Here is a 25,272-nt window from a genome sequence, read left to right as displayed (position 1 = left end):
TCAGCCGCCGCGCGCCGCCTCACAGAGAAACCGCGACCGATAGTGGCGCAGCTCGTTGATGGAATCGCGGATATCATCCAGCGCGAGGTGCGAGGCGTTCTTCTGCGTGCTTTCAACCGCCGCCGGCATCCAGCGCCGCGCGAGCTCCTTGAGGGTGCTCACATCGATGTGACGATAGTGGAAATAGCGCATGAGCTCGGGCATGACCCGGTGGAGAAAGCGACGATCCTGACAGATGCTGTTGCCACACATGGGCGACGCACCGGCCGGCACCCACTGCTCGAGAAAACGCAGTGTCTGTCGCTCGGCCTCCGCCTCGTCGACGCTGCTCTGGCGAACCCGCTCGATGAGCCCCGAACCGCCGTGCTGGCTCTGATTCCACTGATCCATTCCATCAAGCACCGTCTCGGGCTGGTGAATCGCCAGAACGGGCCCCTCGGCGAGGATATTGAGTTCGGCATCGGTTACGATCGTGGCGATTTCGATGACCTGATCGTTGTCGACGTCAAGACCGGTCATCTCCAGATCGATCCAGATGAGATTATTCGCCGAGTAGAGCATAGGTACGGATTCCGATTACATGAATGGGCTGTCCAGTCTATCAAAGCCCCTTGCCCGCAGGATGACGCCGTAGATGCATGAATCAATGGCTCGCGTCGTCATGGCTAGCGGCGATCACTGCCTCGTCGCCGACAGCGACGGCAGTCTTAACCGCTGCCGCCCCCGCCGTCGACGCGACCCGCGACCGGTTTGCGGTGACCGGGTGCAGTGGAGCGCCGATGCACCGGACGGCTGGATCGATGCGATCGAGCCCCGTCGCAACCTGATCGAGCGCGGCGACTTTCGGGGACGACCCCGCGGGCTCGCGGCGAACGTCGATCGAATGGTCCTGGTGATCGCGCCCGAGCCTGCACCCGACGCCCTGCTTGTGGATCGTTATATCGTCCTTGGCAAGGCACTCGATATCCCGTTACTCCTCTGGTGTCACAAGCAGGATCTGGCATCGGCCGCCGGATCCATGCCGATGCAGGCGATCCGGCAACGTTGCGAGGATATGGCGATCCCGATCATGACCGGTAGCACGCACGATCCGGACGCACTCACCCGGCTGGAGGCCGCCACGGGCGGCGAGACGCTCATCCTCGTCGGACAGTCCGGTGTCGGCAAGTCATCGATTACCCAGGCGCTCGTTCCCACGGCAAGCCTTCGGATCGGACAGATATCGGCGAGCAGCGGTCAGGGCCGGCATACCACCAGCGAGACGACGCTGTTCGATCGCCCCGACGGCGGTGCGCTCATCGACTCCCCCGGCGTCCGGACGCTACGTCTCGATCACCTAAACCCGAGCGCTGTTGATGCCGCCTATCCGGTGATCGCCGAGGCCACCCGACACTGCCGATTCAATGACTGCCGCCACGGCACCGAGCCCGACTGCGGCATTCGCGAGGGCATCGCCGCCGGCTGCATCGATCCGGAGGCGCTGAAACGCTGGCAACGCCTGCGCGAGGAAACCGCCCGATGACAATCTTTTTCGCGATACTCGCGGTTGTTGCCGGGGCTTTACTAGGCTATCGGCAAGGCTTCGATGCCGTGACCGGGGCGCTTTTCTCCGCCGGTGAGCTCATGGTGCTGGTGGTGCCGCTGGTCATTATCGCCATTGTCATGGCCGCCTACGCGCAGGCCCTGCTACCGCGGGCCGTGGTCGAGCGATGGCTGGGGCGCGATGCGGGATGGCGCGGTCTTTTCATTGCGATCGCCGCCGGCGCAATCACACCCGGCGGGCCGTTCATGGCGTTCCCGCTGGTGGTCGGACTAAGGTCGGTCGGGGCGTCATTCCCCGTGTGCATCACCTATCTCACGGCCTGGTCCGTGCTCGGTATCCAGCGCATCCTCATCTGGGAGCTACCGTTCTTTGGCCTCGACTTCGTCATCCTGCGCCTTGCCGTTTCGCTCCCCCTGCCCCTGATCGCCGGTCTCGCTGCACAGTGGCTGGGCGATCCGGTCCGTCGCTGAATGCTGTATGCCTATCTCAGTGTGCTGGTGCTGGCGCTGGCACTCGGCGTGCTCGGGCATCGCCACGCCGCGGTGCGGCATCGCACAGTCCTGCAGGGGGCATGGCAGCAGCTCGCACCGCTGCTGATTCGCCTACCCATTGCGCTGATTGCCGCGAGCTTTATCGGCGAACTCATCCCGCAGGCCCTGTTCGGCCGCTGGCTGGGTGAAAGCTCGGGTATACAGGGGATCCTCATCGCGTCGCTGCTAGGCGGTATCCTGCCGGGCGGACCCGTGGTGGCGTTCCCGCTGATTCTGGTATTCGAGCGCGCCGGCGTCGGCCTGCCGCAGCTCGTGGCCGCACTGACCGGATGGTCCTGTTTCGCCCTGCATCGGACACTCGTCTTCGAGCTGCCGACGCTGGGCTGGCCCTTCGTCTGGAGACGTTGGCTGGTCAGTCTCCTCCTCGCCCCGCTGGCCGGTCTGATGACGCTCTGGATCCTGTGACGCGGCGCAACTATTTGCGCTCGTCAGAAAAGTTGATCTATAGTTGAATCATGTTCCAAACGGAGACCGGGTAATTCGAATCCCGATTGACCGATCCACAGAAAACCGCACGCCACGTGCCAATCAGTTTTCGCTCCCACTGCGGCTTCCTTGCGCCACTGGTCCTCAGACGGGTCAGCTGGCGTGTGGGAGTCGAGTGGCAAATGTTTTCAATAACGCAAGAGAATGGAGCTAACCATGAGTAAGCGTCCCCTTTACGCCCTGGCCCTCGCCGGTGCAATGGTCCCGATGGCCGCCAACGCCGAGTGTGGCGAGGTGTCCGTCGGCGAAATGAACTGGACGACCGGCGGCATCATGACCGGCATCACCGAATTCCTGCTCGAGCAGGGCTACGGCTGTGATGTGAAGGTCGTGCCATCGCAGACCACGGCAGCGATTTCATCCCTCGCCGAGAACAACGAACCCGATATCGTCCCCGATATGTGGGTGAATTCCGCACCGTCCTACTTCGATCTCGCAGAGCAGGGCAAGGTCCAGAAGGCCTCGGACACCTATACCAAAGGTGGCACGGAGCACTGGCTCCTGCCGAGGTACCTCGTCGAGGAGCATCCCGAGCTTGGAACCATCGAGGGGGTTCTGAATAACCCCGAGCTCGTCGGTCGCTTCAACAACTGTCCGGACGGCTGGGGCTGCCGAATCGTCAACGACTCCCTCATCGAGGCGCTTGATCTCGAAGGGAATGGCATCGAGGTGTTCAACCACGGCTCGGGTCAGACCCTGAAGGCGTCCATGGCATCCGCCTACCAGAATAAAGAGCCCTGGTTCGGCTATTACTGGGGTCCGACGGCGCCTCTCGGCAAGTACGACATGGTCAGCATCGACCTTGGCGAGTACAAGCCCGAGGTCCATGCCAACAACCAGGATCCGGAGTCTGATGAGGTTGGCGTTTCGGCCTTCCCGTCCGCAAGCGTCTTTAACATCGTCACCACTGACTTTGCCGAGCGCGAGCCCGAGGCTTTTGCGATGCTGCAGAACATGACGGTCGAGAATGAGACGATGAATGAGCTGCTCGCCTGGTACACCGACAATGAGGCGACCAATGACGAGGCTGTTGTCCGCTACCTGCAGAACAATCAGGAAGAGTGGATGAGCTGGATCAGCGAGGACGCGAAGGCGAACCTGCAGGGCATGTTCTAAACCGCTACCGTCAGGGAAAACTCAGGCGTCGGGGCCATGGTGTTCCGGCGCCTTTTCTAGTTCCGGAGAAGGAATCCGCCAATGGCGACTTATGATTTTATCTTTGACAGCCTGGGGCTTCGAGACTGGTGTGGTACCCCCGGGGGCGGCAATACGAGCATGGCCGATCTGCTCAAGAGCCAGGAGACAACGGAGCCCTCGCTCTGGGAGACACCCTTTCCGTCTCTCGATACTTTGCATGATGCCTGTCCGGCCATTGCCCAGACCCGGGATTTGACGGGTGGTCTGGAGAGTGGCTTTCTCAGTGTCAAGGACAGCCTGAAATTCGTTCTTGACCCTCTCACCGCGCCGCTTAGCTGGTTCCTCGAGGGCGCACTGGGCATGTTCCAGAACATGCCCTGGTTCGTCATGATCCCGTTGATGCTTGCCGTTGTGTTTATCGCGTCCAAATCGATGAAGCTGGTGGCGATGGTCGCGATCATGCTGCTATTCCTCGCGTTTATCGATCACTACACCTATGCCATGCAGACGCTGGCGATCATCGTAGTGTGTTCGCTGCTTTGCGTATTACTGGGCGTGCCCATCGGCATCGCTATGTCACGGAGCGACAATCTGCAAAGAGGAATCACACCGGTCCTGGACATGCTCCAGACACTGCCGCCGTTCGTTTACCTGATCCCGCTGATCTTCCTGTTCTCGGTCACCGAGCCGAAGCTCTACGGTATTGCCATTATCCTCTACGCCATCGTCCCGGTCATCCGGCTGACCAACCTGGGGATTCGGCTGGTCGACAAGGACGTGATCGAGGCCGCCGATGCCTACGGCATGACCGATCGGCAGAAGCTCTACGGCGTGCAGATCCCGCTGGCGTTGCCGAACATCATGGCGGGCGTAAACCAGACCATCATGATGAGCCTCGCCATGGTTGTTATCGCGTCGCTGGTCTCGGCCCCCGGCCTGGGTGTGCTGGTCCTGCGTGGTATCCGCAACCTTGAGCTGGGTGTGGGGCTGGTCTCCGGACTGGGCATCGTCCTCCTCGCCGTCATCCTTGACCGTGTGACCAAGGCCGCCCTGGCCCGCGTCAACACGTCGCAGCAGCAGTAAAGGGAGGTCGATCACATGAGCGATCAGGTCAAGATCTCGATTCAGCATCTCTACAAGATTTTTGGTGATGACCCGGACTGGGCGCTAGAGCACGTCAAGGCCGGGGTCAACAAGACCGATCTGCTGGATCAGTACGGCCATGTCCTGGGGCTGCAGGACATCAACGTGGATATAGACAGCGGCAAGATCACCGTCATCATGGGACTGTCCGGATCGGGGAAATCCACCCTGATCCGCCATCTCAACCGCCTGATCGAGCCCACGGCGGGGAATATAACCGTCAATGGCGAGAACGTCCTTGACTATGACGAGGACAACCTGCGGCGACTGCGTCGCGAGCACATGTCGATGGTGTTCCAGAAGTTCGGGCTCCTGCCCCACCGCACCATTGCCGAGAACGCGGCCATGCCGCTCATCGTGCGGGGCGGGAAAAAGCAGGAATCGCTGGCGGAAGCGAGCAAGTGGCTCAAACGCGTCGGCCTCGAGGGCAACGACAACCAGAATCCCCATCAGCTCTCCGGCGGGATGCAGCAACGTGTCGGTATCGCCCGGTCGCTGACATCCAACTCCGACATCATGCTCATGGACGAGGCCTTTTCGGCACTCGATCCTCTGATCCGTACGGACATGCAGGATCTGCTGCTCGATCTGCAGAACGAGCTGCAGAAAACAATCGTGTTTATCACTCACGATCTGGATGAGGCGCTCAAGCTCGCCGACCACCTGGTCATCCTCAAGGACGGCTACATCGTCCAGCAGGGCGAACCGCAGGAGATCCTGATACGGCCGAACGATCCCTACATCATCGACTTCATCAGCGACATCAACCGCGCTCGCGTTCTGCGGGTACGTTCAGTGATGGAGTACAAGCGTGAGGCGATCGAAGGACCCATCGCCGGCGATGTTGATGAGGACACCAACCTTGAATCGGTTATTGCCGCTTCGGAGGGCAATACCGAGCTGACCTACCGCGTTGTTCGGGATGGTGAGCAGGTCGGCGTCATCGATATGCGCATGCTCATGAAGGCCCTGGTACCGACCGGTGCCTCGGAGGATGGCGCTCGCGGTAAGTACTGAACCGTACCGTTACGCTCATCGACACTAAGAGGCCCCTCTCACTGGAGGGGCCTTTTCGTTGGGGAAGTCTTCAGAGATCCGGATCAGGCCTCTTCCGCGAAGGCGTCAAAGGCCTCGAGTGCCTGTGCGCCGTACACAAAGGCGGGACCGCCGCCCATGTACAGGCAGACACCGATGGTCTCGAGGACCTCGGCCCGCGTCGCACGGTAGCCGGCGGCCGCTTTTGCGTGGAATGCAATGCAGCCTTCGCAGCGGATTGAGACGCCAATAGCCAGTGCCATCAGCTCTTTGTCCTTGGCGCTCATCGCGCCATCCTTTTCAGCCGCCTTGGCGAGCTGCGAGAACCCCTTGGCAACCTCGGGATGACCCTTACCGAACTGCTGCATCAGTGCCGTGAGTTCGTCGGTCGTTTTTGACCAGTCCTTGTACATCATCGTCTCCTGGATATTTTCAATGGGAAGTTACGTGACCGAATGTATTCGCGCCGGTGTGAGCATGCTCCGGGTGTTCGAACTCCAGTGTTGAATGCAGTATCCCGAAACCATTACCAAGCGCGGTCTTGAGCTCGGACTTGACCGCCTCCAGCCGCTGCCATCCGACCTCTGTCAGCACGACATGGGCATCCAGTGAAGCCTCGTGCTCCTGCATCTGCCAGAGGTGAACGTGGTGGACGTCCTGCACACCATCGACCTCTCGGAGCGTCGAGATGACGGCCTCACCGTCGATATCCGGCGGGCTGCACAGCATTAATGTCCGAATCGGCCCTCCGATCTCGGTGAGCCCGAGGTAGAGGATATAAACGGCAATACCAATGGTAATGGCCGGATCCACCCAGACCGCATCGAACAGGATGATCAGTGTCCCGGCCACCATCACGGCGATTGAAGCCAGCGCATCCGAGAGATTGTGCAGGAAAAGCGCGCGTATATTCACACTGCCCTTCTGCATTGAATAGGTCAGCAGGGCTGTAATGGCGTCGACGATAAGCGCCAGCGCGGCAACAACGACAACCACCCAGCCCGTCACTTCAGTCGGCTCGACAATCCGCATTATCCCCTCGTAGATCAGGTAGGCGCCGACGAGGATGAGCGTTGTGTAATTGACGAGCGCAGCGACGACTTCCACCCGCGCATAGCCGAAACTCATGCGGGCATCCGCCGGGCGCCGGGCAACTTTGCGGGCCGTAAAACCAATCACCAGCGACGCCATGTCGGAGAGGTTATGCAACGCGTCGGCGATCAGCGCCAGGCTCCCGGAGAGGATGCCGGCCACAACCTGCGCCGCCGTCAGCAGGCCGTTGACGACGATCGCGAGGAACACGCGCCGGTCGCCACTTTCGAAATCGGCGTGAACGTGGGCATGACTGTGGTGATGTGCCATAAGGGATCATACTGATTGGGGGCGTTCGCCCGACAGTGATGCAGCGCACACCATTATAAGCCATCAATTTCCGTGGAGATAACAATGGAACTGACCGACAGGATCTGCATCGTCACCGGCGGCGCGAGCGGCATAGGCTTCGAGATTGCCCGCACCTTTGCGCAGGCCGGCGGCAAGGTCGTCATCGCCGACATCAACGTCGATGCCGCGAATGACGCCGCGCGGGCGCTGGGCGAGGGACACACGGGCGTCGACATGGACGTCACCGACGAAGCGGCCGTGCAGCGTGGCGTCGAGAAGGTTATCGCGGAGCACGGCCGGATCGATGTCCTGGTGTCGAACGCCGGCATCCAGATCGTCAAGCGGGTCGAGGAGTTCAGCTACGCCGACTGGCGCAAGGTCGTCGCGATCCATCTCGACGGCGGATTCCTGACATCGAAGGCTGTGCTGCCCCATATGTATGCCCGGGGCAGCGGAACGATCCTCTATGTCGGGTCGGTCCATTCGCAGGAGGCCTCGGCCCTCAAGGCGCCCTACGTCTCGGCCAAGCACGGCCTGATGGGACTCGCGCGGACCATTGCCAAAGAGGGCGGGCCGCATGGCGTCCGCACCAATGTCATCTGCCCCGGATTTGTCCGGACACCGCTGGTGGACAAGCAGATCCCCGAGCAGGCGAAAGATCTGGGCATCTCCGAAGAGGAAGTCGTCAATGAAGTCATGCTGGGCGAAACCGTGGACAAGGAGTTCACCACGGTTGAAGACGTCGCACACACAGCGCTTTTCCTCGCAACCTTCCCGAGTAACGCACTGACCGGGCAGAGCATCGTGGTCAGCCACGGCTGGCGGATGGACTGATGGCGACATCGGCCAAGCCCGTCAATCTGGCGCTGCAGGGCGGCGGCGCGCACGGCGCCTTCACCTGGGGCGTGCTGGACCGTATTCTCGAGGACGAACGCCTCGCAATCGCCGGCATCTCCGGCACCTCGGCCGGCGCGATGAACGCCGTCGCGGTGGCTGATGGCTACACGCGGGATGGCCCGGAAGGCGCACGCGCCGCCCTCGACAACTTCTGGCGCTGCATGAGCGAAGGCGCCAGGGGCAGCCCGCTGAAACGCACTCCCCTCGACACACTAACGGGCTACTGGGGTCTGGATCGCAACCCCGTCTATTACGCGATGGACGCGATGTCGCGGATCGCCTCGCCGTATCAGCTCAACCCGGCGAACATGAACCCGCTGCGCGATCTGCTCGAGGAGAGTATCGACTTCGAGAGGGTGCGCCATTGCACCGCCTTCAAGCTGTTCATCTCGGCAACCAATGTCGAGACCGGAAAGGTCAAGGTGTTTCCACGCGAGCACCTGACCGCGGATATGGTGATGGCCTCGACCTGCCTGCCGACCCTGTTTCAAGCAGTCGAAATCGACGGGGTCCCCTACTGGGATGGCGGCTATATGGGTAACCCGGCGCTGTTTCCGTTCTACGGCAAAACCGGCAGCGACGACGTTGTGGTTGTCCAGATCAATCCCGTCGAGCGCAAAGGCGCACCGACAACGCCGCAGGATATCCAGGACCGGATGAGCGAAATCAACTTCAACAGCAGCCTGTTGAACGAACTGCGGGCGATTGACTTCGTTGACCGGCTGATTCGCCAGGGCAAGTTGTCAACGCAAGACTACCGCCAGGTGCGGGTTCATATCATCGAAAACCAGGCCGAAATGAAGCCCCTGGGCGCCTCGTCGAAGCTCAATACCGAATGGGCATTCCTCACCAAGCTGCGCGACATGGGCCGGGAGACGGCCGACCGCTGGCTTGATGAGACCGTCCCGCATATCGGCACACGGGCAACGGTCAATCTGCGTAAAATGTTCGACAGTATCGGCGGCGAGCACCAGGGATAGGGCAGCGTGGTCACGGAGCGTTTCGCTGCGACGGATCGCGGGTGAAGGCAGCGGGACGTTCAGCGCTTCCCTCTCTGCGCTGACGGCGGGTCGCCTCGGCCCACCAGACGAGCTGTGCCAGGGTTCGGCCAAGGTAATCGCTCCAGCGGTCGCCGTCGACGCCTGACAGGTAGCCCCCCTCCTCCTCGAATACTTCCTGTGCCCTGGGCACGTGGATCATCGCTGATACGGGCAGGCACCCGAGTTCGGCGAGATACGTCCGCATGTTGACGGCCGCCCGGGCCCCGCCCCACTGCCCGGCGGAATAGGTGGCGATCGCGCTCGGCTTGTAGGAGAAGAGCGAGCTGCCAAAGTGGTTGAGGAGATGGGCGAGCGCCGGGCTCATGGAGTGGTTGTACTCGGGGCTGGCCATGACGTAGCCATCGGCGGCTTCTATCCGCCGCGCCAGGTCATCCAGCGCCACGGGGGCTTTGCCCTGCGGATACGAGAATTGCGGCTTGAACGAACCACCGAGGTCGAATGCCAGCGGATCGACGAGCTCGACCTCGTGGCCGTCAGTCTCGAGCCAGCCCTTGCAGGCGCGCGCGACTCTGAGACCAAGTCGTGCAGGGCGCGGAGGTGTACTGTCGCGGACCGATCCGAGGAATACAAGGAAATTCATGGGCATGGAACAACTTCAGAGGGAGGGTTCGAACCCCGGCACTGCTTCAGACATAAAACAGGGGCCTGCAGCCCCTCTTTTATGTCTGGCGGAGAGGGAGGGATTCGAACCCTCGGTACGGGGTTACCGTACACGCGCTTTCCAGGCGCGCTCCTTCGACCGCTCGGACACCTCTCCAATAAGCATGCAGGGTAATTCACGGCGGGCTGTGGATCAATCAGTGCCGCGGCCCGGGCCGTAGACCGAGGTCGGGAAGGGAGTGACATTACCGTCGGCATCGGAAATCCTGGGAGCGCCTTCCTTTTCGACTTCATCCACGCGGACGATGGAGTGCATCGGGACATAGGTGCGCTTTACGCCCTCGAACTCGTTTTTAAGCTTCTCTTCCGCCGGATCGACAACAACCTGGGTACGCTCGCCAAAGGTGAGCTCTTCGATCTCGACAAAGCCGAGCAACCCACCGTCGGAGATATTGCGCGCGTAGATCTCGTAAATCTTGCCCTGGTTGTGAAATATCACTCGGTAAATGCGCTCTGAATACGCCATGCAACCCTGCCGGTCTTTGCTATTTATGGCGATAAGCCTAACACGGCACAGGATTCCGGCGCCGTGACGCGATGGCAGGACCCGGCCGGGACGATGAGCCCGCCCCGGCCATGATTGATTTAGTCGGTGGGCTGACGAGCGACACGCAGATAGGGCTTGAGGGTATCCCACCCCTCCGGGAATTTCTCTCTTGCCTGCTCGTCCGTGACCGCCGGCGGAATGATGATGTCGTCGCCATCACGCCAGTTGACCGGGGTCGCGACCGTGTGCCGCGCGTTCAGTTGCAGCGAATCGAGCAGGCGCAGTATCTCGTTGAAATCGCGACCACTGGTCATCGGATAGATGAGCATCGCCTTGATGCGCTTGTCCGGACCAATGACGTAAACCGCTCGAACAGTGGCATTGTCCTTGGCGGTCCTGCCCTCGTAGTTCTCGCCATCGTCCTCGGGCAGCATGTCATAGAGCTTGGCGACGGTGAGATCCGTGTCGCCGATCATTGGATAATTCGGCGCCGTGCCCTGCGTCTCTTCGATGTCGCGCGCCCAGGTTGCGTGGTTCTCGACAGGATCCACCGAGAGCCCGATGACCTTTGTACCGCGCTTGTCGAAATCCGGCTTGAGCTGTGCCATGTAGCCGAGTTCGGTGGTGCAGACCGGCGTAAAATCCTTCGGATGTGAAAACAGGATCGCCCAGTCGTCACCGATCCAGTCGTGGAATCGGATCTCGCCTTCTGTGGTTTTGGCGGTAAAATCCGGCGCCAGGCTTCCTATACGCAGTCCCATCGAAACGCTCCAGTGGCTTCTGTTTAACGATAATGAAAAGAGCGTAGAGCCCAAGACCCATCATTTAAAAGAATTATTCATTATTTTTATATAACTGGATCGAATACTATGCATGCATGGGAAGGCCAGAGCTTCAACGACGTACACCTCCTCACCCAGCGCCGCGACCCCCGGCGCTTCCAGGTCGGCTGCGCCACGAGTGATGGCACACATCTCGCCCTCCAGTGGTTCCGCAATATGCCCGAGATCTCGCAGTGGCTCCGGCGCATGGAGCCTCAGCGCTGGGCCATACGCGGCCCCGCCCTGATCGCGATCAAGGCAGAGCTCGAGCCGATCCTCACGCGTGTCGACGTCTACGGGCTCGAGGAAGAGAGCCGCGTCGCCCACAATGCCATCACGTCAGCGCATTACCAGATCCTCTGGTGGGGGGACTTCAGCACCTTTGCCGCGGGAGGAGATCACTGGTCGGACATTTTTCTGACGCGGGAGGGCCTGACCCCGGTCAATGCGGCGGACAACGAGCAGGCCAGGGCACTGGCGGAAAGCCTTCGGGCCCGTGTCGATGCCCTGTCCGATTAACCGCCTCAGCGGTTGCGTTGCGCGGGAACTGGGCCTTAATGTCAGCTTATGAATAAACCCTGTATTTTTTGCGAGATCGCTGCGGGACGGATGGACGCCGAGCTCATCCACCAGGATGATCAGGTGGTCGCATTCCGCGACATCCACCCGCAAGCACCCACTCACGTGCTCATCATCCCGCGCCGACACATAGAGAGCATGACCGAGATCGAGGCGGCGGACGCCGAGCTCATCGGCCACATGCATCTAACGGCCAAAACGCTTGCTGAATCGCTAGGTATCGCGGAAACCGGTTTTCGCAGCATCTTCAACTGCGGACGCGATGCCGGCCAGACTGTCTGGCACATCCACCTCCATTTGATGGGTGGGCGCAGCATGGGCTGGCCACCCTGGCCCGGGAACTGATCTGATATGAAATTCTTTGTCGACACGGCGCAGGCCGACGATATCCGTGAACTCAACGATTACGGACTGCTTGATGGCGTTACCACCAACCCGTCGCTTATTGCGAAATCGGGGCGTGATTTCAAGGCCGTGGTCGGCGAGATCTGCGAGATCGTCAACGGTCCTGTATCCGCAGAAGTAGCGGCCCTCGATTTTGACGGCATGCTGCGCGAGGCCCACACGCTCGCGGCGATCGCGGACAATGTTGTCGTCAAGCTGCCGTTGACACTGGACGGCCTCAAGGCATGTCGTCGGTTGGACGGTGATGGTATCGCCACCAACGTAACGCTCTGCTTTTCCGCCAATCAGGCGCTACTGGCAGCCAAGGCCGGTGCGACCTACATCTCGCCGTTCATTGGTCGGCTTGATGACATCAATGTCGACGGCATGACGTTGATTAACGAGATGCGGGCGATCTACGACAATTACGATTTCCCCACGCAGATCCTTGCGGCGTCGATCCGTAACGCCAACCACGTCAAGAACGCCGCGCTTGCCGGCGCCGATGTGGCGACCATCCCGCCTGGCGTCATCCGCAGCCTCGCGAACCATGTGCTGACCGATCAGGGGCTGGATCAGTTTACCCGCGACTGGCGGACCACCGGCCAGTCCATCTGAGCGGATCAAACCCGCTTTCAGGTCGACTCCCGCTGACTGATGATGGTGAGCGCCGTCACCGAGGACAGGATAATCAACATCCCCACCACCTCGGCAATGGAAAGCGCCTCTCCGAGCCCGATCACGCCATAGAGCGTGGCGGTGATCGGCTCAATCATCGCCACTACCGCCGCCATTGTGGGCAATACACCCCGCAGGCCGATGAAGTAGCACAGGAACGACAAGCCTGCCCCGATCAGTCCGAACAGGAGAAATAACGGTGCATCGGGTGATAGCGGCACACTGATCGCCTGTTGCGGATCGACCAGGAACACCAGCGCCAGGACGGCGGCGAGAAACGCAATCATCAGCGAGACCGGTGTGCGCCCATGCGGTCCGGCGGATTTGAAGGCAAAGATAAACACCGAATACGAGATTCCGGACAGGAGACCGGCGATCACGCCCCACGGGCTGAACGCGCCCGGCGTTGTACGGTAAAGCCCCGTTAACAGCACAACCCCCACCATAATCGCCGCGATAACGCTCAGCTTTAACAAGGTTGGTCGTTCTGTCCCGCGCACGAACGACACGAAATAGACCATGACCGGCGCGCTGTACATCAGCGTCACTGCGACCGCGACACTGGCCTCCGTGATGCTGATGAAATAGAAAGTGAGATTGCCGGTAACGCCCAGCCCCGCCAACACTGACCACCCGACCAGGGGCCGCGTCAGGTTGAGGCTGTAACCCTGCAAGCGGATCACGGTCACCCATGCGAGCATACAAAAGAGGCCGATCAGCAAACGCCAGAACGATAGCAACTCGGGCTCCCAGCCCGAGGTCATCAGCTGGCCGGCCAGACCTCCGGCGAGCCCCCACTGGAACGCGGCGGCCATCACAAGCGCAATTGGAAGCAACATCGGCGTGATCCCCGGTCACCCGCTGAAAGGGTATGTATTGCGGTGACCTTCAGGGGACACATGTTGCGGTCAAGGGTTCCAGTGTCAACGGCTTACGGCGCGATGATTAATGAGCCCCAGCATCAACTTTACTGATGGCACGCTGGTAAACTATCAAAATTCACCTCACCAACAACTCCTTCGACAAGGTTAACGGCTTGATATGACTGACCAACAATTAGACCTGATCACGCTCGCCGGTAGTACCCGAAAGGCATCGGTCAACAAGAAGCTCGCTCGACTGGCAAGGGACCGGGCCCGCCACGCCGGTGCAAGCGTCGAGTTCCTCGATCTCGCCGATTACCCACTGCCGCTCTACGACGGAGATCTGGAAGATCGCGAGGGGATTCCGGCCGCTGCGCAAGAGCTCAAGGCCCGCTTGCGTCAATGCGACGGGTTTTTGATTGCGTCGCCGGAGTACAACAGTTCACTGTCGCCAGTGCTCAAGAACGCCCTCGACTGGATCTCGCGTCGGAAGGACGCGGATGAGCCACCTCTCGCGGCCTATCGGGGCAAGGTTGCAGCGCTGGTGGCCGCATCACCCGGTGGCCTGGGCGGTCTGCGCGGATTAGTCCCGCTGCGGATGATGCTTGGCAACATCGGGGTTCATGTTATCCCGGATCAATTCGCACTCGCCGGCGCATTCGATGCCTTCAATGACGCAGACGAGCTTGCCGATCCGAAGCAGGCGGAGCAATTGAGCACGGTGGTCGAAGCCTGGGTCGCGACCGCTGCCAGGTTGAAGCAGCACGGCTAGTCCGGGCGATATCGCTAACGGACGATTTCAGGAGGAAAGGCTGCGCCCGGGAGGATTAACTCAGGGGTTCGAACCCTCCCGGGTGTCCATAAAAAAAACCGGCTGAACGCCGGTTTTCCTTTGGTCTTGGTGCGCCCGGGAGGATTCGAACCCCCAGCCTCCTGATCCGTAGTCAGGTGCTCTATCCAGTTGAGCTACAGGCGCCTTAACGAGCGCGAATTATGATCAAGTTACCGGGGGGCGTCAAGGGAGGAGCCGGAGCCGAACTCTGCTTGCACTCGGGCACGAACGAGCTGTAGCGTTTTGATTGAACACTCAATCAAAGGAAGCATATGAGCTGCCAAATTTCCCTGAGCCGTCCGATCCGTCAATTCACGGGGATCCTCGCCATCACGATACTCACGGGCGCGCCCAATGCGTCGGCGAACACGCTTGATCGCCAGCTTACAGCGCTCCAGGACTTCCAGGTGGTTGCCCATCGCGGCGCCAGCGGGCATGCGCCCGAACACACGCTGCCTGCCTTTCAGATGGCGTATGACATGGGTGCCGATTACCTCGAGCTCGATATTCAGATGACGGCTGACGGTGAACTCGTCGTCCTGCACGACGAGACCCTCAACCGCACCACCGATGCCGAAGGTCCCCTTCAGGACTACACGCTTGCCGAGCTTCAGGAGCTTGATGCCGGGAGCTGGTTCAATACGACCAACCCGAGCCGTGCCCAGTCGAGATTCGCCGGCACGCAGGTACCCACCCTCGATCAGGTCATCGATCGCTTTGGCACGCAGACCCGCTATTACATCGAGACCAAGTCTGCAGAACGCGACCCCACGCTCGAAGCGGAATTAATGGAAGCGCTGGAGGGGCGTGGGCTGATTGAGGCTGGTGCGGTGACCATCCAGTCGTTCTCGCAGGAGAGTCTGCGCAAGGTACAGGCCATCAACCCGAATGTCCCGCTGGTACAGCTCGTCTGGTACTACCCGGAAAACGAGGACAGCGAGGAATTGACCGAGTGGACGGGTGTTACACCTGGCCCCGAGGCCATTACCGATGCCGATTTTCAGGAGGTACGTGATTACGCGGTAGCCATCGGAACCAATATGACTTACCAGGGTGAACCGGTGATTGACGAGGCTTTCGTGACACAGGCGCAGGACAACGATCTGCTGGTCCATGTTTATACAGTCAACGGTATCCCGATGATGGAGCAGTTGCTGGGCTGGGGTGTCGACGGGATGTTCACGAACTTTCCCGATCGCTTGATCCGCCTTACGCAGTAGGCCGGACCGGACAGTGTCGTGGCGAATAGCCGCTCAACGGGTATACTCGCATTTTTCGATTTGCGGGGGTTTTCACCATGCTGGATCGCTTCTTCGAACTGGCTGAGAGCGGCACGGACATCCGTCGGGAGCTGCTGGCCGGACTGACCACCTTCCTGACGATGGCCTACATCGTGGTCGTCAACCCGAGCATTCTCTCCGAGACGGGCATGGACTGGGGCGCCGTTTTTGTCGCCACCTGTCTCGCCGCCGCACTCGGCAGCCTCATCATGGGGCTCTACGCCAACTATCCATTCGGGTTGGCGCCCGGCATGGGGCTGAACGCCTATTTCACCTATGGCGTGGTGCTGGGTATGGGAATCGCCTGGGAGACCGCTCTCGGGGCGGTTTTCCTGTCCGGCATCCTGTTTCTGATCATCTCGGTGCTACCGATCCGCGAATGGCTGATCAACGCCATTCCGCTGTCACTCAAGATGGCGATTTCCGCAGGGATCGGGTTTTTCCTGGCGATCATCGCACTCCAGAACGCCGGTGTCGTGGTCAACAGCGACGCGACGCTCGTGACTCTGGGTGATTTGACAGCCATTCCGACCCTTTTGGCCATGCTCGGCTTCGTGATCATGGTGGGATTGAGCTACCGCGAGATCCCGGGCGCTGTCCTGATTGGCATCCTCGTGGTCAGCCTGATTGGCGTGCCCCTCGGCGTCGCGGAGTTCGATGGCGTGGTGTCCATGCCGCCGGATCCGAGCCCGACTTTCCTGCAGATGGATATTGCCGGGGCTTTGGAACTGGGCCTTGTCTCTGTCGTGCTGGTATTCCTGTTCGTCGATCTCTTTGACAGTACCGGCACGCTCGTTGGCTTGTCTCACCGTGCCGGCCTGCTCGATCGCGATGGCCGTCTCGGGCGGCTGCGCAGTGCCCTGGTGGCCGACTCGGGGGCGAGCATCGGCGGCGCCCTGTTCGGGACCTCAACGACAACAACCTACATCGAGAGCGCATCCGGGATTAACGCCGGCGGTCGCACCGGCCTGACTGCAGTCGTTATCGCCGTGCTCTTTCTGCTGTCGCTGTTCTTCCTGCCGGTGGTCAGCGCGATCCCGGGCTACGCAACGGCTCCAGCACTGCTGTTTGTGGCATGCATGATGGTCCGCGGTCTGGCCGAGCTGGACTGGGATGACATCACCGATACCGCGCCGGCCGTGGTGACGGCGATTGCGATGCCGCTCACCTACTCCATTGCCGATGGCATGGGGCTCGGGTTTATCACCTACGTGTTCGGCAAGACACTGGCCGGCAAGCCTATGCAGATCCACCCGGCCGTATGGCTGATTGCCGCGCTGTTCGTGCTGCGTTTCGCGTTTATCTGACTCGAACACAGCGGGGCGGATGTATCCAGGGGCGGAATGATGACGCTCGCGGGCCGCCGCCCTGGCTTGACGCCTGTCGCGACAACACGACTGTTGGTGTGCTGTACTTGGAGACAGACCTTCGGGACCGTCCCCTTGTCAACGCGAGGAATTCATCATGTCATCACGCAATGTCGTTATCTGCCATCCCGTTCGTACCGCCATCGGCACCTATAACGGTAGCCTGAAGGACACCCCTGCCACGGATCTGGGCGCGCGGGTCATTCAGGAAACCCTGTCTCGATCCGGCCTGGCCGCCGACAAAGTACAGTCGCTGATCATGGGGCATGTCATCCAGGCGGGCTGTCGCATGAACTCGGGTCGCCAGGCCGGCATTGGCGGCGGCCTGCCGGTAGACGTGCCTGCGCTTACCGTCAACCGGGTCTGTGGCTCCGGAGCTCAGGCAGTAGCGAGCGCCGCCATGGAGATCTGGAGCGGCATGACCGACTGCACCATCGCCGGCGGCATGGAGAACATGGACCGCGCCCCCTACGTGCTGCCCCAGGGCCGCTGGGGCGCACGCATGGGCGATGTGACCATGTTCGACGCCATGTTGCTGGACGGTCTCAACGATGCCTTCAGCAACAGGCATGCCGGCTGGCATACCGAGGATCTGGTAAGCCGCTATGGCATCTCTCGAGAGGATCAGGATAAGTGGGCGCTGCGCTCCCAACAGCACTTCTCAAAGGCCCAGGAGGCTGGGCACTTCGACGCCGAGATCGCCGGCGTGGAACTCACCAGCCGCAAGGGCACCACGACTTTCGCCCGTGACGAGCATAATCGTAGCGATGTGTCGCTTGAATCGCTCAACAAGATGAAACCCGCTTTCCGCAAGGAGGGCACCATCACCGCCGGCAATGCCCCGGGACTCAACAGCGGCTCGGCAGCGATGATCGTCGCCGAGCGTGGTTGGGCCGAACAACAGGGCCTCACCCCCATGGCCCGACTTGTGTCCTTCGGCGTCGGCGCCGTCGAGCCGGACTACTTCGGCATCGGCCCGGTACCTGCCGTCAAGCAGGCGCTTGAGCGGGCCGGCTGGTCGGTGGGTGATCTCGACCGGGTCGAGATCAATGAGGCTTTCGCCGCCATCGCCCTGGCCTGTCAGCGCGAGCTGGGGCTACCGGAAGACATCGTCAACGTGGAGGGCGGCGCCATCGCCCACGGCCACCCCGTGGGCGCGAGCGGAGCAGTGCTGACCACCCGCTTGCTGCATGCCATGCAGCGCAACGGCGAACGTCGCGGCGTCGTTACCCTGTGCATTGGCGGCGGGCAGGGCATTGCGCTGGCACTGGAAACGCTTTAACCGCGGCGGCAGACGCCCCTGCATCGTTGACGCGATTGGGCCCGCTTAGGTATCTGGCGGCGGATTGTCAGCCTTTCCTAACCGCTCGCACACTCCGTATACACACTCATTGATGTGTATAGGACGTGTGCAAGGAGTCGGAAAGAACGTAAGCGTACGGCTAGTACCGCCTTCCGGTCCGCTCGGTGATGATCGATGATCACGTCTCCATAAGTTAAGTGGGCATCGGTTAGGTGTCCATCGGGAGGCAAAGTGGACACCGACGAACAACACACGCGAGCTGGCGGTGGGGACCGACGCCGGTGGTTCACCGTTGGTTATAAGCGGCAAGTGGTCGAGGAGACCCTGACCGGAGACACTTCCGTGTCGGTGGTTGCCCGCCGCCACGACCTCAACTCCAACCAGCTCTTCAACTGGCGCCGGCACTATCGCAATGGGCTGCTCGAGGAGACGGCGAACTCGGGTGCGGCGCTGATGCCCGTTCACGTCGCCGATGCGCAGGTTGCTGCGACGGCCGAACCGCCGGGTTCTCCGCGGCCGCCGTCGGCGGGTGGCGAGGTGGAGATCCACCTCAGTGGCGGTCACCGAGTGGTGGTGCGCGGTGACGCCGACCATGCGGCGCTTCGCGTGGCGTTAGAGGTGTTGAGCGGATGATCGCGCCACCGACGGGCACGCGTGTCTACCTGGTCGCGGGTGTCACCGACATGCGCAAGGGCTTCGACGGGCTCGCCGCCATGGTCGCGCATCGGCTGAGCCGGGATCCGTTCTCGGGGCGGATCTTTGTCTTCCGCGGCCGGCGCGGGGATCGCATCAAAGTGTTGTGGTGGGACGGTCAGGGGCTGTGCCTGTATGCCAAGCGCCTGGAACGGGGTCGCTTTGTGTGGCCACGTGTGGACCACGGGGCCGTGTACCTCACCGCCGCGCAGTTGGCGATGCTCCTCGAGGGGATCGACTGGCGCACGCCGCAGCGCACGTTCGATCCGCAATACGCCGCCTGAGTCGTGCTCGGCGATGCGATGATCGGTATAATGCAGCCATGCCGACAACGCCCGCCAACCCTCTGGAACCGCCCGAGGATGTCGCTGCCCTGCGCGCCGAACTTGCGGCGAGCCGTGCGGCGTTGGCGGAGCTGCGTAGCCGTCTCCACCACCGCGACTGCGAGCTGGAGAAGCTCAAGCTCGAGCTCGCCCGGCTCAAGCGCTGGCGGTTCGGCCGCTCCTCGGAGCGGCTGGATGCACAGATCGCCCAGCTCGAACTCACTATCGAAGCGATGGAGACCGTGTCGGCCAGTGCGGCTGCGCAGGCCCCCGCACCGGCACCGCCCCGGTCATCGGCATCCACAGCCCGTTCAACACGCCCGTCCCTGCCCGAGGATCTGCCCCGCGAAGACCGGCACCACGCCGCTGCCTGCACCTGCCCGGACTGCGGCGCGGCGCTGACCTACCTCGGCGAAGACGTCAGCGAGGTGCTGGAGTACGTCCCGGCGTCGTTCAAGATCATCCGCCATATCCGCCCCAAGCATCGATGTGGGCAGTGCGGCACGATCGACCAGGCGCCCGCCGCCGAGCGGCCCATCGAGCGGGGGCGGGCCGGCGCCGGGCTACTCGCCCAGGTGCTGGTCGCGAAGTACTGTGATCATCTGCCGTTGTACCGCCAGTCGGCGATCTATGCCCGTGAGGGTGTGCCGCTCACGCGCTCGACCCTCGCCGACTGGGTGGGGGCGAGCAGTGCGCTGCTCGCACCGCTGGGCGACGCACTCCAGCGTCACATCCTCGGTGGCGCGACGGTCCACGCCGACGACACGCCGGTGCCGGTGCTCGCACCGGGCCGCGGCCAGACCCGTACCGCTCGGCTATGGACGTATGTACGTGATGAACGGGCTGCCGGTGGCGAGACGCCGCCGGCGGTGCTGTTCCGTTACTCACCGGATCGCAAGGGGCTGCATCCGCAGCGTCACCTGCGGGCGTTCACCGGCGTGCTCCAGGCCGACGGCTACCCGGGCTTCCGAGCGCTCTACGAGACGGGCCGCGTTCAGGAGGCGGCGTGCTGGGCGCACGTGCGACGCAAGTTCCACGATGTCGCCCAGGCCAACGACTCGCCGTATGCTCGCGAAGCGCTAACGCGCATCGGCTCGCTCTATGCCGTTGAGGCCGACCTCCGCGGCCAGCCGCCGGATCGCCGTCGCTGTGAGCGCCAGGCCCGGGCGGGTCCCGTGCTCGACGACCTGCGTACCTGGTTCAACGACACGCTCCAGCGCGTCTCGGCGAAGTCGACCTTCGCGGTGGCGGTGCGCTACGCGCTCGAGCGGTGGACGGCGCTCACGCGCTACCGGGATGACGGTCGGGTGGAGATCGACAACAACGCCGCCGAGCGGGCGCTTCGTACCGTGGCGCTGGGACGCAAGAACTACCTCTTCGCCGGCTCCGACCGGGGCGGGGACAGTGCGGCGTTGATCTACAGCCTCATCGGCACTGCCCGGCTGAACGGCGTCGACCCATACGCCTACCTCCGGGCCGTGCTCGAGCGCATCGGTTCGCACCCGATCAACCGCATCGATGAACTGCTGCCGTGGCACATCGCGCTCGGTGACCCGCAGCCTCAAGCGGCCGCTGCGGCCGCCTGAGCCGGAGGCGTGATGGCACAGATCGCCGACCCTGACCTGCCCAACCTCGCCGCGCTGCTTGCCGACGAGGGTAGTATCAACGTCGGCTACCTTCGCCCCGTCGGTCAGGTCGCCATCGCCAGCGATCCCCACCAGGCACTGGCCATGCTGCGTCGTCGTCCGGACGAGCCCCTCGCCGCGGTTCTCCGTCGACTCGACGCGGCGGTCGCAACCGCCCTCGAACACGGCGAGTTCACCGACGAGATCAACACTTAGTCTTCGTTGGAACCCGCTGACAAGACGGTCCTCGGCGGACGCTTACGAAAGAACTGACAGTGGAGGAGCCGAGAAGCCTTAATTCGGTCCGCGGCCACACCCTGCGGCCTCACCCTTCGGGCGCATCGCTTCGCGACGCGTCCCAATCGCTCGCGCGATTGGTCGAACCCCGTTTATCTGCGCCGGGGGTTCGAACCCCGCGCTGCATCAGACATAAAAAAGGGGCCTGCGGCCCCTTTTTTATGTCTGGCGGAGAGGGAGGGATTCGAACCCCCGGAGCCCTCTCGGACTCACCGCATTTCGAGTGCGGCGCTTTCGACCACTCAGCCACCTCTCCAACAACTACAAGTGTACAACACTCGATGGGTCGCGGAAAAATACTCGGGTGTCATATTTCCGTCATCAAGATCGACTAGCGTTGGCAGCACAAGATCACAATGCTAGTTGGAGTAAACGATGAAGATCCAGAACGCTGCCCTCACCGCCCTCGCTGCCGCGGCACTTGCCACATCGGCCAATGCCGAGTTCCAGCTTGATGATCGTTATACCGATGCAGACAACGACCTTGTTGCCGACATCCCCGAAGCGGCCTCGGACCAGGTCGATCCGAACACGCTTGTTTTCGCCTATACGCCCGTCGAGGACCCAGCCGTCTATGCCGACGTCTTCCAGGGCTTTCTGGATCACATGGAAGAGGTAACCGGCAAGAACGTGCGCTTCTTCCCGGTGCAGTCCAATTCGGCACAGATCGAGGCGATGCGGGCCGGACGGCTCCATGTCGCCGGGTTCAACACCGGGTCCAACCCCATTGCCGTTGCCTGCGCCGGATTCCGTCCGTTTGCGATGATGGCCGCCGATGACGGGTCCTTCGGTTACGAGATGGAGATCATCACCCATCCCGACTCGGGCATCGAGACGGTCGAGGATATCCGCGGCCGGGAACTGACGTTCACCGCCGAGACATCCAACTCTGGCTTCAAAGCGCCCTCTGCGATCCTCAAGGCCGAATTCGATATGGAAGCGGGTGAGGACTTCGAGACGAGTTTCTCGGGCGCCCACGACAACTCTGTCCTTGGTGTAGCCAATCGCGATTACCTGGTCGCGCCCGTCGCCAACTCGGTCAAGGGCCGCATGCTCGACCGCGACGTGATCAGCGAGGATCAGGTTGAAGTGGTTTACCAGTCACAGACCTTCCCCACCACCGGTTACGGTGTTGCTCATAACCTCAAGCCGGAGCTGCAGGAGAAAATCAAGGAGGCGTTCTTCAGCTTTGACTGGGAAGGTACGGCGCTTGCCGAGGAATTCGGGCGGAATGGAGAGGATCAGTTCATCCCGATCACCTTCGAAGAGGACTGGGCCGTCATCCGCACCATCAACGAGGCGAACGACGTGAGCTATACCTGCGAGTAAGGCGTTTCCAGATAAAAACAGGACCTTCCCATGTTGCAGATCGACAACCTTGGCAAGACTTTCGCAACCGGCGACACCGCACTGGCCAACGTCAGCATTGATGTCCCCAAAGGTCAGATCTTGGGCCTGATCGGTCCTTCCGGGGCCGGCAAATCCACGCTGATCCGTTGCATCAACCGACTGGTGGAGCCGACCGAGGGGGCAATCAGGCTGGGCGATGTCGACCTCGCCCGTGTCAGCGCCCGTGAACTGCGGCACCAACGCCGGCGGATCGGGATGATCTTCCAGGAATACTCACTGGTAGAGCGACTCACGGTGATGGAAAACGTCCTCTCCGGGCGGCTCGGTTACGTGTCTTTCTGGCGCAGCTGGACACGACGTTTTCCCGCCGAAGATATCCAGCGTGCCTTCCGGCTGCTGGATCGTGTTGGACTTTACGAACAGGCCAACAAGCGCGCGGACGCCCTCTCCGGTGGGCAGCGGCAGCGGGTGGGCATCGCCCGCGCTCTGGCCCAGGATCCGGAATTGCTCCTTGTCGACGAGCCGACCGCGAGCCTCGATCCCAAGACATCGCGCCAGATCATGCGCCTGATCACCGAGATCTGCGCCGAGCGTCAGCTTCCGGCCATCGTGAACATCCACGACGTACCACTGGCCCAGCAGTTCGTGCAGCGCATTGTCGGGCTGCAGGACGGTCGGGTCGTCTTTGATGGTCCGCCGGAGGGACTCAACGAGCAGACACTCACCGATATCTACGGCGAAGAGGACTGGAACCCGGATCGTAATGACGGTGAGGATGAGGACGTGACGACGGACACCACCAAGACCGGCACCCGCGCACCGGCGTCCTTGCAAAAGGCTCGGGAGGCCTCGGCGTAATGGCCGGGATCGATACAACCACCTATCCCGCGACCTGGCGCCGCCCGCCGCAGATCATCACGGACCGGCGCTGGCGGATCGGCATTCAGCTCGCGATCCTCGCCTACATGGTCCTCGCCTGGAACTCCGTCGAGGTCGACTGGCAGCGAGTCGTCGTCGGTCTGGAACGGGGGCAGCAGTTCGCAATGGGCTTTCTGCAGCCGGATTTCATGAGCCGCGGGGACGCCATCGTGCGCGGCATCATCGAGAGCCTCACCATGACGCTCACCTCGACCGTGGTAGGCATTATCCTTTCGGTTCCCATCGGAATCGGTGCTGCCCGCAACCTCACGCCGCGCTATGTCTATCTCGTCTGCCGCTCGATCGTGGCCGTAAGCCGGTCCCTGCAGGAGATCATTATCGCGATCTTCCTGGTGGCGATGTTCGGCTTCGGACCCTTTGCCGGTTTCCTCACCCTGAGTTTCGCCACCATCGGATTCCTCGCCAAGCTCCTTGCCGATGATATCGAGGAGATCGAGCCGGGACAGGCGGACGCCATCCGTGCCACGGGTGCGTCGTGGTTCCAGCTGGTTAACTACGCCATCCAGCCGCAGGTCATGCCGCGGCTGATCGGGCTTTCAATGTACCGGCTCGACATCAACTTCCGCGAATCCGCGGTGATCGGAATCGTTGGTGCGGGCGGGATCGGCGCAACGCTCAACACCGCCATCGACCGCTATGAATACGACAGCGCCGGCGCAATCCTGCTGGTGATCATCGCTATCGTTATGGCCGCCGAATACGCCTCGGGCGCCATCCGTGGGAGGTTGCAATGAAAGACTCGCACTCGGAGACGCCGGTCTGGCATTTCCGGACCAGTCGCCAGCAGTGGGCGCTCTGGGTCGGCTGGCTGGCACTGGTGGCCCTGTTCATTTTCTGCTGGACGCTCATGACGAGCGAGACCATGTGGTTTTTCGTCCTCGATGCGCCCGCCCAGGCGGCAGACCTCGGTGGCCGGATGTGGCCACCAAGGTGGGAGTATCTGCCCAGCCTTTGGGAGCCGATGTGGGACACCATCAACATCGCGACCATCGGGACGGTCGCCGGTGTATTAATGGCGATACCCGTGGCGTTTCTCGCGGCTCGCAACACCACGCCGTCGACGAAGATCCTGCGGCCCATCGCGCTCTTCGTGATCGTCACTTCACGTTCGATCAACGCCCTGATCTGGGCCCTGCTGCTCGTCGCCATCATCGGCCCGGGCATCCTTGCCGGTATGGTCGCGATCGCACTTCGCTCCATCGGCTTTGTCGGCAAGCTCCTCTACGAGGCTATCGAGGAAACCGATCCACTGCAGGTCGAGGCGGTCGCGGCCACCGGCGCCAGCCGGGCGCAGACGATCAGCTATGGGATTGTCCCGCAGATTATGCCGGCGTTCTGGGGCATCTCGGTGTTCCGCTGGGATATCAACATCCGCGAGAGCACGATTCTCGGTCTGGTCGGTGCAGGCGGTATCGGCCTGCAGCTGCAGGGCTCGCTGAATACCCTCGCGTGGGGACAGGTAAGCGTTATACTGCTGCTCATTCTCGCCACGGTTGTGGTGAGCGAATCGATCTCCGCGAAGATGCGTCACGCGGTCATCTGACAGTCACGTAAC

General features: G+C 61.8%; 30 protein-coding genes and 3 tRNA genes. 23 read left to right on the top strand and 10 right to left on the bottom strand.

The window, feature by feature from the left end; all coding sequences use genetic code 11:
• A complete protein-coding gene (orn, locus tag EV698_RS02375; protein WP_130502568.1) occupies nucleotides 1-561 on the bottom strand; it encodes an oligoribonuclease in 561 nt (186 codons plus the stop codon).
• A 73-nt stretch (nucleotides 562-634) separates the two neighbouring features.
• Here orn and rsgA point away from each other — a divergent pair, with 73 nt between their 5' ends.
• The 6 genes from rsgA to EV698_RS02345 all read left to right on the top strand — a co-directional run bounded on the left by rsgA (nucleotide 635) and on the right by EV698_RS02345 (nucleotide 5,877).
• Nucleotides 635-1,522 carry a ribosome small subunit-dependent GTPase A gene (rsgA, locus tag EV698_RS02370; protein WP_130502567.1) on the top strand — a complete coding sequence of 296 codons (888 nt, stop codon included), beginning with the start codon at nucleotides 635-637 and terminating at the stop codon, nucleotides 1,520-1,522.
• Nucleotides 1,519-2,013, top strand: coding sequence for a hypothetical protein (locus EV698_RS02365; RefSeq protein WP_130502566.1), 495 nt, complete (start codon nucleotides 1,519-1,521; stop codon nucleotides 2,011-2,013). Before rsgA ends, EV698_RS02365 begins: the two co-directional genes overlap by 4 nt.
• On the top strand, nucleotides 2,014-2,499 hold the full coding sequence (locus tag EV698_RS02360) for a hypothetical protein (protein WP_130502565.1): 486 nt from the start codon (nucleotides 2,014-2,016) through the stop codon (nucleotides 2,497-2,499). It abuts the gene before it with no gap.
• Nucleotides 2,500-2,736: 237 nt separating this feature from the next.
• The gene (locus EV698_RS02355; RefSeq protein WP_130502564.1) at nucleotides 2,737-3,696 is read left to right on the top strand and encodes a glycine betaine ABC transporter substrate-binding protein; all 960 of its coding nucleotides are present in this window, start codon (nucleotides 2,737-2,739) and stop codon (nucleotides 3,694-3,696) included.
• Between the two features lie 81 nt (nucleotides 3,697-3,777).
• Nucleotides 3,778-4,800, top strand: a complete 1,023-nt coding sequence (locus EV698_RS02350) for an ABC transporter permease (protein ID WP_130502563.1) — start codon at nucleotides 3,778-3,780, stop codon at nucleotides 4,798-4,800.
• Between the two features lie 15 nt (nucleotides 4,801-4,815).
• A complete protein-coding gene (locus EV698_RS02345; RefSeq protein ID WP_130502562.1) occupies nucleotides 4,816-5,877 on the top strand; it encodes a quaternary amine ABC transporter ATP-binding protein in 1,062 nt (353 codons plus the stop codon).
• 83 nt (nucleotides 5,878-5,960) lie between these two features.
• On the opposite strand, the gene EV698_RS02340 is transcribed toward EV698_RS02345, so the two are convergent.
• Both EV698_RS02340 and EV698_RS02335 read right to left on the bottom strand, forming a co-directional pair.
• Complete coding sequence (locus EV698_RS02340) at nucleotides 5,961-6,308, bottom strand: carboxymuconolactone decarboxylase family protein (protein ID WP_130503972.1); 348 nt, start codon at nucleotides 6,306-6,308, stop codon at nucleotides 5,961-5,963.
• 19 nt (nucleotides 6,309-6,327) lie between these two features.
• Nucleotides 6,328-7,257 (bottom strand): cation diffusion facilitator family transporter, encoded by a 930-nt coding sequence (locus EV698_RS02335; RefSeq protein ID WP_130502561.1) that lies wholly within the window; start codon nucleotides 7,255-7,257, stop codon nucleotides 6,328-6,330.
• A gap of 84 nt (nucleotides 7,258-7,341) precedes the next feature.
• On the opposite strand from EV698_RS02335, the gene EV698_RS02330 reads away from it, so the two are divergent.
• Together EV698_RS02330 and EV698_RS02325 are read left to right on the top strand one after the other, a co-directional pair.
• Nucleotides 7,342-8,112 carry a 3-hydroxybutyrate dehydrogenase gene (locus EV698_RS02330; RefSeq protein ID WP_130502560.1) on the top strand — a complete coding sequence of 257 codons (771 nt, stop codon included), beginning with the start codon at nucleotides 7,342-7,344 and terminating at the stop codon, nucleotides 8,110-8,112.
• A complete protein-coding gene (locus EV698_RS02325) occupies nucleotides 8,112-9,155 on the top strand; it encodes a patatin-like phospholipase family protein (RefSeq protein ID WP_130502559.1) in 1,044 nt (347 codons plus the stop codon). The genes EV698_RS02330 and EV698_RS02325 overlap by 1 nt, the downstream gene beginning before the upstream one ends.
• 10 nt (nucleotides 9,156-9,165) lie before the next feature.
• On the opposite strand, the gene EV698_RS02320 is transcribed toward EV698_RS02325, so the two are convergent.
• The 4 genes from EV698_RS02320 to EV698_RS02305 all read right to left on the bottom strand — a co-directional run bounded on the left by EV698_RS02320 (nucleotide 9,166) and on the right by EV698_RS02305 (nucleotide 11,144).
• Nucleotides 9,166-9,822, bottom strand: a complete 657-nt coding sequence (locus EV698_RS02320; RefSeq protein ID WP_239016181.1) for an NADPH-dependent FMN reductase — start codon at nucleotides 9,820-9,822, stop codon at nucleotides 9,166-9,168.
• 80 nt (nucleotides 9,823-9,902) lie between these two features.
• Nucleotides 9,903-9,993: transfer RNA gene (locus EV698_RS02315), tRNA-Ser, on the bottom strand.
• Between the two features lie 36 nt (nucleotides 9,994-10,029).
• Nucleotides 10,030-10,362 (bottom strand): DUF1820 family protein, encoded by a 333-nt coding sequence (locus tag EV698_RS02310; RefSeq protein WP_130502558.1) that lies wholly within the window; start codon nucleotides 10,360-10,362, stop codon nucleotides 10,030-10,032.
• A gap of 119 nt (nucleotides 10,363-10,481) precedes the next feature.
• Complete coding sequence (locus tag EV698_RS02305) at nucleotides 10,482-11,144, bottom strand: peroxiredoxin (protein WP_130502557.1); 663 nt, start codon at nucleotides 11,142-11,144, stop codon at nucleotides 10,482-10,484.
• Between the two features lie 108 nt (nucleotides 11,145-11,252).
• Between EV698_RS02305 and EV698_RS02300 the strand changes: the two genes are divergently transcribed.
• The 3 genes from EV698_RS02300 to fsa are packed head-to-tail and all read left to right on the top strand — an operon-like array spanning nucleotide 11,253 to nucleotide 12,785.
• Complete coding sequence (locus tag EV698_RS02300) at nucleotides 11,253-11,723, top strand: hypothetical protein (RefSeq protein WP_130502556.1); 471 nt, start codon at nucleotides 11,253-11,255, stop codon at nucleotides 11,721-11,723.
• 48 nt (nucleotides 11,724-11,771) lie between these two features.
• Nucleotides 11,772-12,128 carry a histidine triad nucleotide-binding protein gene (locus EV698_RS02295; RefSeq protein WP_130502555.1) on the top strand — a complete coding sequence of 119 codons (357 nt, stop codon included), beginning with the start codon at nucleotides 11,772-11,774 and terminating at the stop codon, nucleotides 12,126-12,128.
• 6 nt (nucleotides 12,129-12,134) lie between these two features.
• The gene (fsa, locus tag EV698_RS02290) at nucleotides 12,135-12,785 is read left to right on the top strand and encodes a fructose-6-phosphate aldolase (protein ID WP_130502554.1); all 651 of its coding nucleotides are present in this window, start codon (nucleotides 12,135-12,137) and stop codon (nucleotides 12,783-12,785) included.
• Between the two features lie 17 nt (nucleotides 12,786-12,802).
• Here fsa and EV698_RS02285 read toward each other — a convergent pair whose 3' ends face one another.
• A complete protein-coding gene (locus EV698_RS02285; protein WP_130502553.1) occupies nucleotides 12,803-13,684 on the bottom strand; it encodes a DMT family transporter in 882 nt (293 codons plus the stop codon).
• 202 nt (nucleotides 13,685-13,886) lie between these two features.
• Here EV698_RS02285 and EV698_RS02280 point away from each other — a divergent pair, with 202 nt between their 5' ends.
• Nucleotides 13,887-14,480, top strand: a complete 594-nt coding sequence (locus EV698_RS02280) for an NADPH-dependent FMN reductase (RefSeq protein ID WP_130502552.1) — start codon at nucleotides 13,887-13,889, stop codon at nucleotides 14,478-14,480.
• Nucleotides 14,481-14,607: 127 nt separating this feature from the next.
• Here EV698_RS02280 and EV698_RS02275 read toward each other — a convergent pair.
• Nucleotides 14,608-14,684, bottom strand: a tRNA-Arg gene (locus EV698_RS02275).
• Nucleotides 14,685-14,812: 128 nt separating this feature from the next.
• Between EV698_RS02275 and EV698_RS02270 the strand changes: the two genes are divergently transcribed.
• The 7 genes from EV698_RS02270 (at nucleotide 14,813) to EV698_RS02240 (ending at nucleotide 21,347) form a co-directional block, all read left to right on the top strand.
• Nucleotides 14,813-15,760 carry a glycerophosphodiester phosphodiesterase gene (locus EV698_RS02270; protein WP_130502551.1) on the top strand — a complete coding sequence of 316 codons (948 nt, stop codon included), beginning with the start codon at nucleotides 14,813-14,815 and terminating at the stop codon, nucleotides 15,758-15,760.
• Nucleotides 15,761-15,837: 77 nt separating this feature from the next.
• Complete coding sequence (locus EV698_RS02265; RefSeq protein ID WP_130502550.1) at nucleotides 15,838-17,127, top strand: NCS2 family permease; 1,290 nt, start codon at nucleotides 15,838-15,840, stop codon at nucleotides 17,125-17,127.
• Nucleotides 17,128-17,284: 157 nt separating this feature from the next.
• Entirely contained in the window at nucleotides 17,285-18,469 is a 1,185-nt protein-coding gene (locus EV698_RS02260; RefSeq protein WP_130502549.1) for a thiolase family protein, read from the top strand.
• 252 nt (nucleotides 18,470-18,721) lie between these two features.
• Complete coding sequence (tnpA, locus tag EV698_RS02255; RefSeq protein WP_130502548.1) at nucleotides 18,722-19,123, top strand: IS66-like element accessory protein TnpA; 402 nt, start codon at nucleotides 18,722-18,724, stop codon at nucleotides 19,121-19,123.
• The gene (gene tnpB / locus EV698_RS02250; RefSeq protein ID WP_130502547.1) at nucleotides 19,120-19,467 is read left to right on the top strand and encodes an IS66 family insertion sequence element accessory protein TnpB; all 348 of its coding nucleotides are present in this window, start codon (nucleotides 19,120-19,122) and stop codon (nucleotides 19,465-19,467) included. The genes tnpA and tnpB overlap by 4 nt, the downstream gene beginning before the upstream one ends.
• Before the next feature lie 38 nt (nucleotides 19,468-19,505).
• On the top strand, nucleotides 19,506-21,092 hold the full coding sequence (gene tnpC, locus EV698_RS02245) for an IS66 family transposase (RefSeq protein ID WP_130502546.1): 1,587 nt from the start codon (nucleotides 19,506-19,508) through the stop codon (nucleotides 21,090-21,092).
• Between the two features lie 12 nt (nucleotides 21,093-21,104).
• A complete protein-coding gene (locus tag EV698_RS02240) occupies nucleotides 21,105-21,347 on the top strand; it encodes a hypothetical protein (RefSeq protein WP_130502545.1) in 243 nt (80 codons plus the stop codon).
• 247 nt (nucleotides 21,348-21,594) lie between these two features.
• Here the strand turns inward: EV698_RS02240 and EV698_RS02235 are convergent.
• Nucleotides 21,595-21,684: transfer RNA gene (locus EV698_RS02235), tRNA-Ser, on the bottom strand.
• Nucleotides 21,685-21,803: 119 nt separating this feature from the next.
• Here EV698_RS02235 and phnD point away from each other — a divergent pair.
• The 4 genes from phnD to phnE (EV698_RS02215) are packed head-to-tail and all read left to right on the top strand — an operon-like array spanning nucleotide 21,804 to nucleotide 25,260.
• The gene (phnD, locus tag EV698_RS02230) at nucleotides 21,804-22,757 is read left to right on the top strand and encodes a phosphate/phosphite/phosphonate ABC transporter substrate-binding protein (protein WP_130502544.1); all 954 of its coding nucleotides are present in this window, start codon (nucleotides 21,804-21,806) and stop codon (nucleotides 22,755-22,757) included.
• A 30-nt stretch (nucleotides 22,758-22,787) separates the two neighbouring features.
• On the top strand, nucleotides 22,788-23,636 hold the full coding sequence (phnC, locus tag EV698_RS02225) for a phosphonate ABC transporter ATP-binding protein (RefSeq protein ID WP_130502543.1): 849 nt from the start codon (nucleotides 22,788-22,790) through the stop codon (nucleotides 23,634-23,636).
• Nucleotides 23,636-24,451, top strand: coding sequence for a phosphonate ABC transporter, permease protein PhnE (gene phnE / locus EV698_RS02220; RefSeq protein WP_130502542.1), 816 nt, complete (start codon nucleotides 23,636-23,638; stop codon nucleotides 24,449-24,451). The genes phnC and phnE (EV698_RS02220) overlap by 1 nt, the downstream gene beginning before the upstream one ends.
• Entirely contained in the window at nucleotides 24,448-25,260 is an 813-nt protein-coding gene (gene phnE / locus EV698_RS02215) for a phosphonate ABC transporter, permease protein PhnE (RefSeq protein ID WP_130502541.1), read from the top strand. The genes phnE (EV698_RS02220) and phnE (EV698_RS02215) overlap by 4 nt, the downstream gene beginning before the upstream one ends.
• Nucleotides 25,261-25,272: the final 12 nt, after the last annotated feature.

This window comes from Spiribacter vilamensis (assembly GCF_004217415.1).
Taxonomy (GTDB): domain Bacteria; phylum Pseudomonadota; class Gammaproteobacteria; order Nitrococcales; family Nitrococcaceae; genus Spiribacter; species Spiribacter vilamensis.
This window is presented reverse-complemented; position numbering and strand designations above follow the sequence as displayed.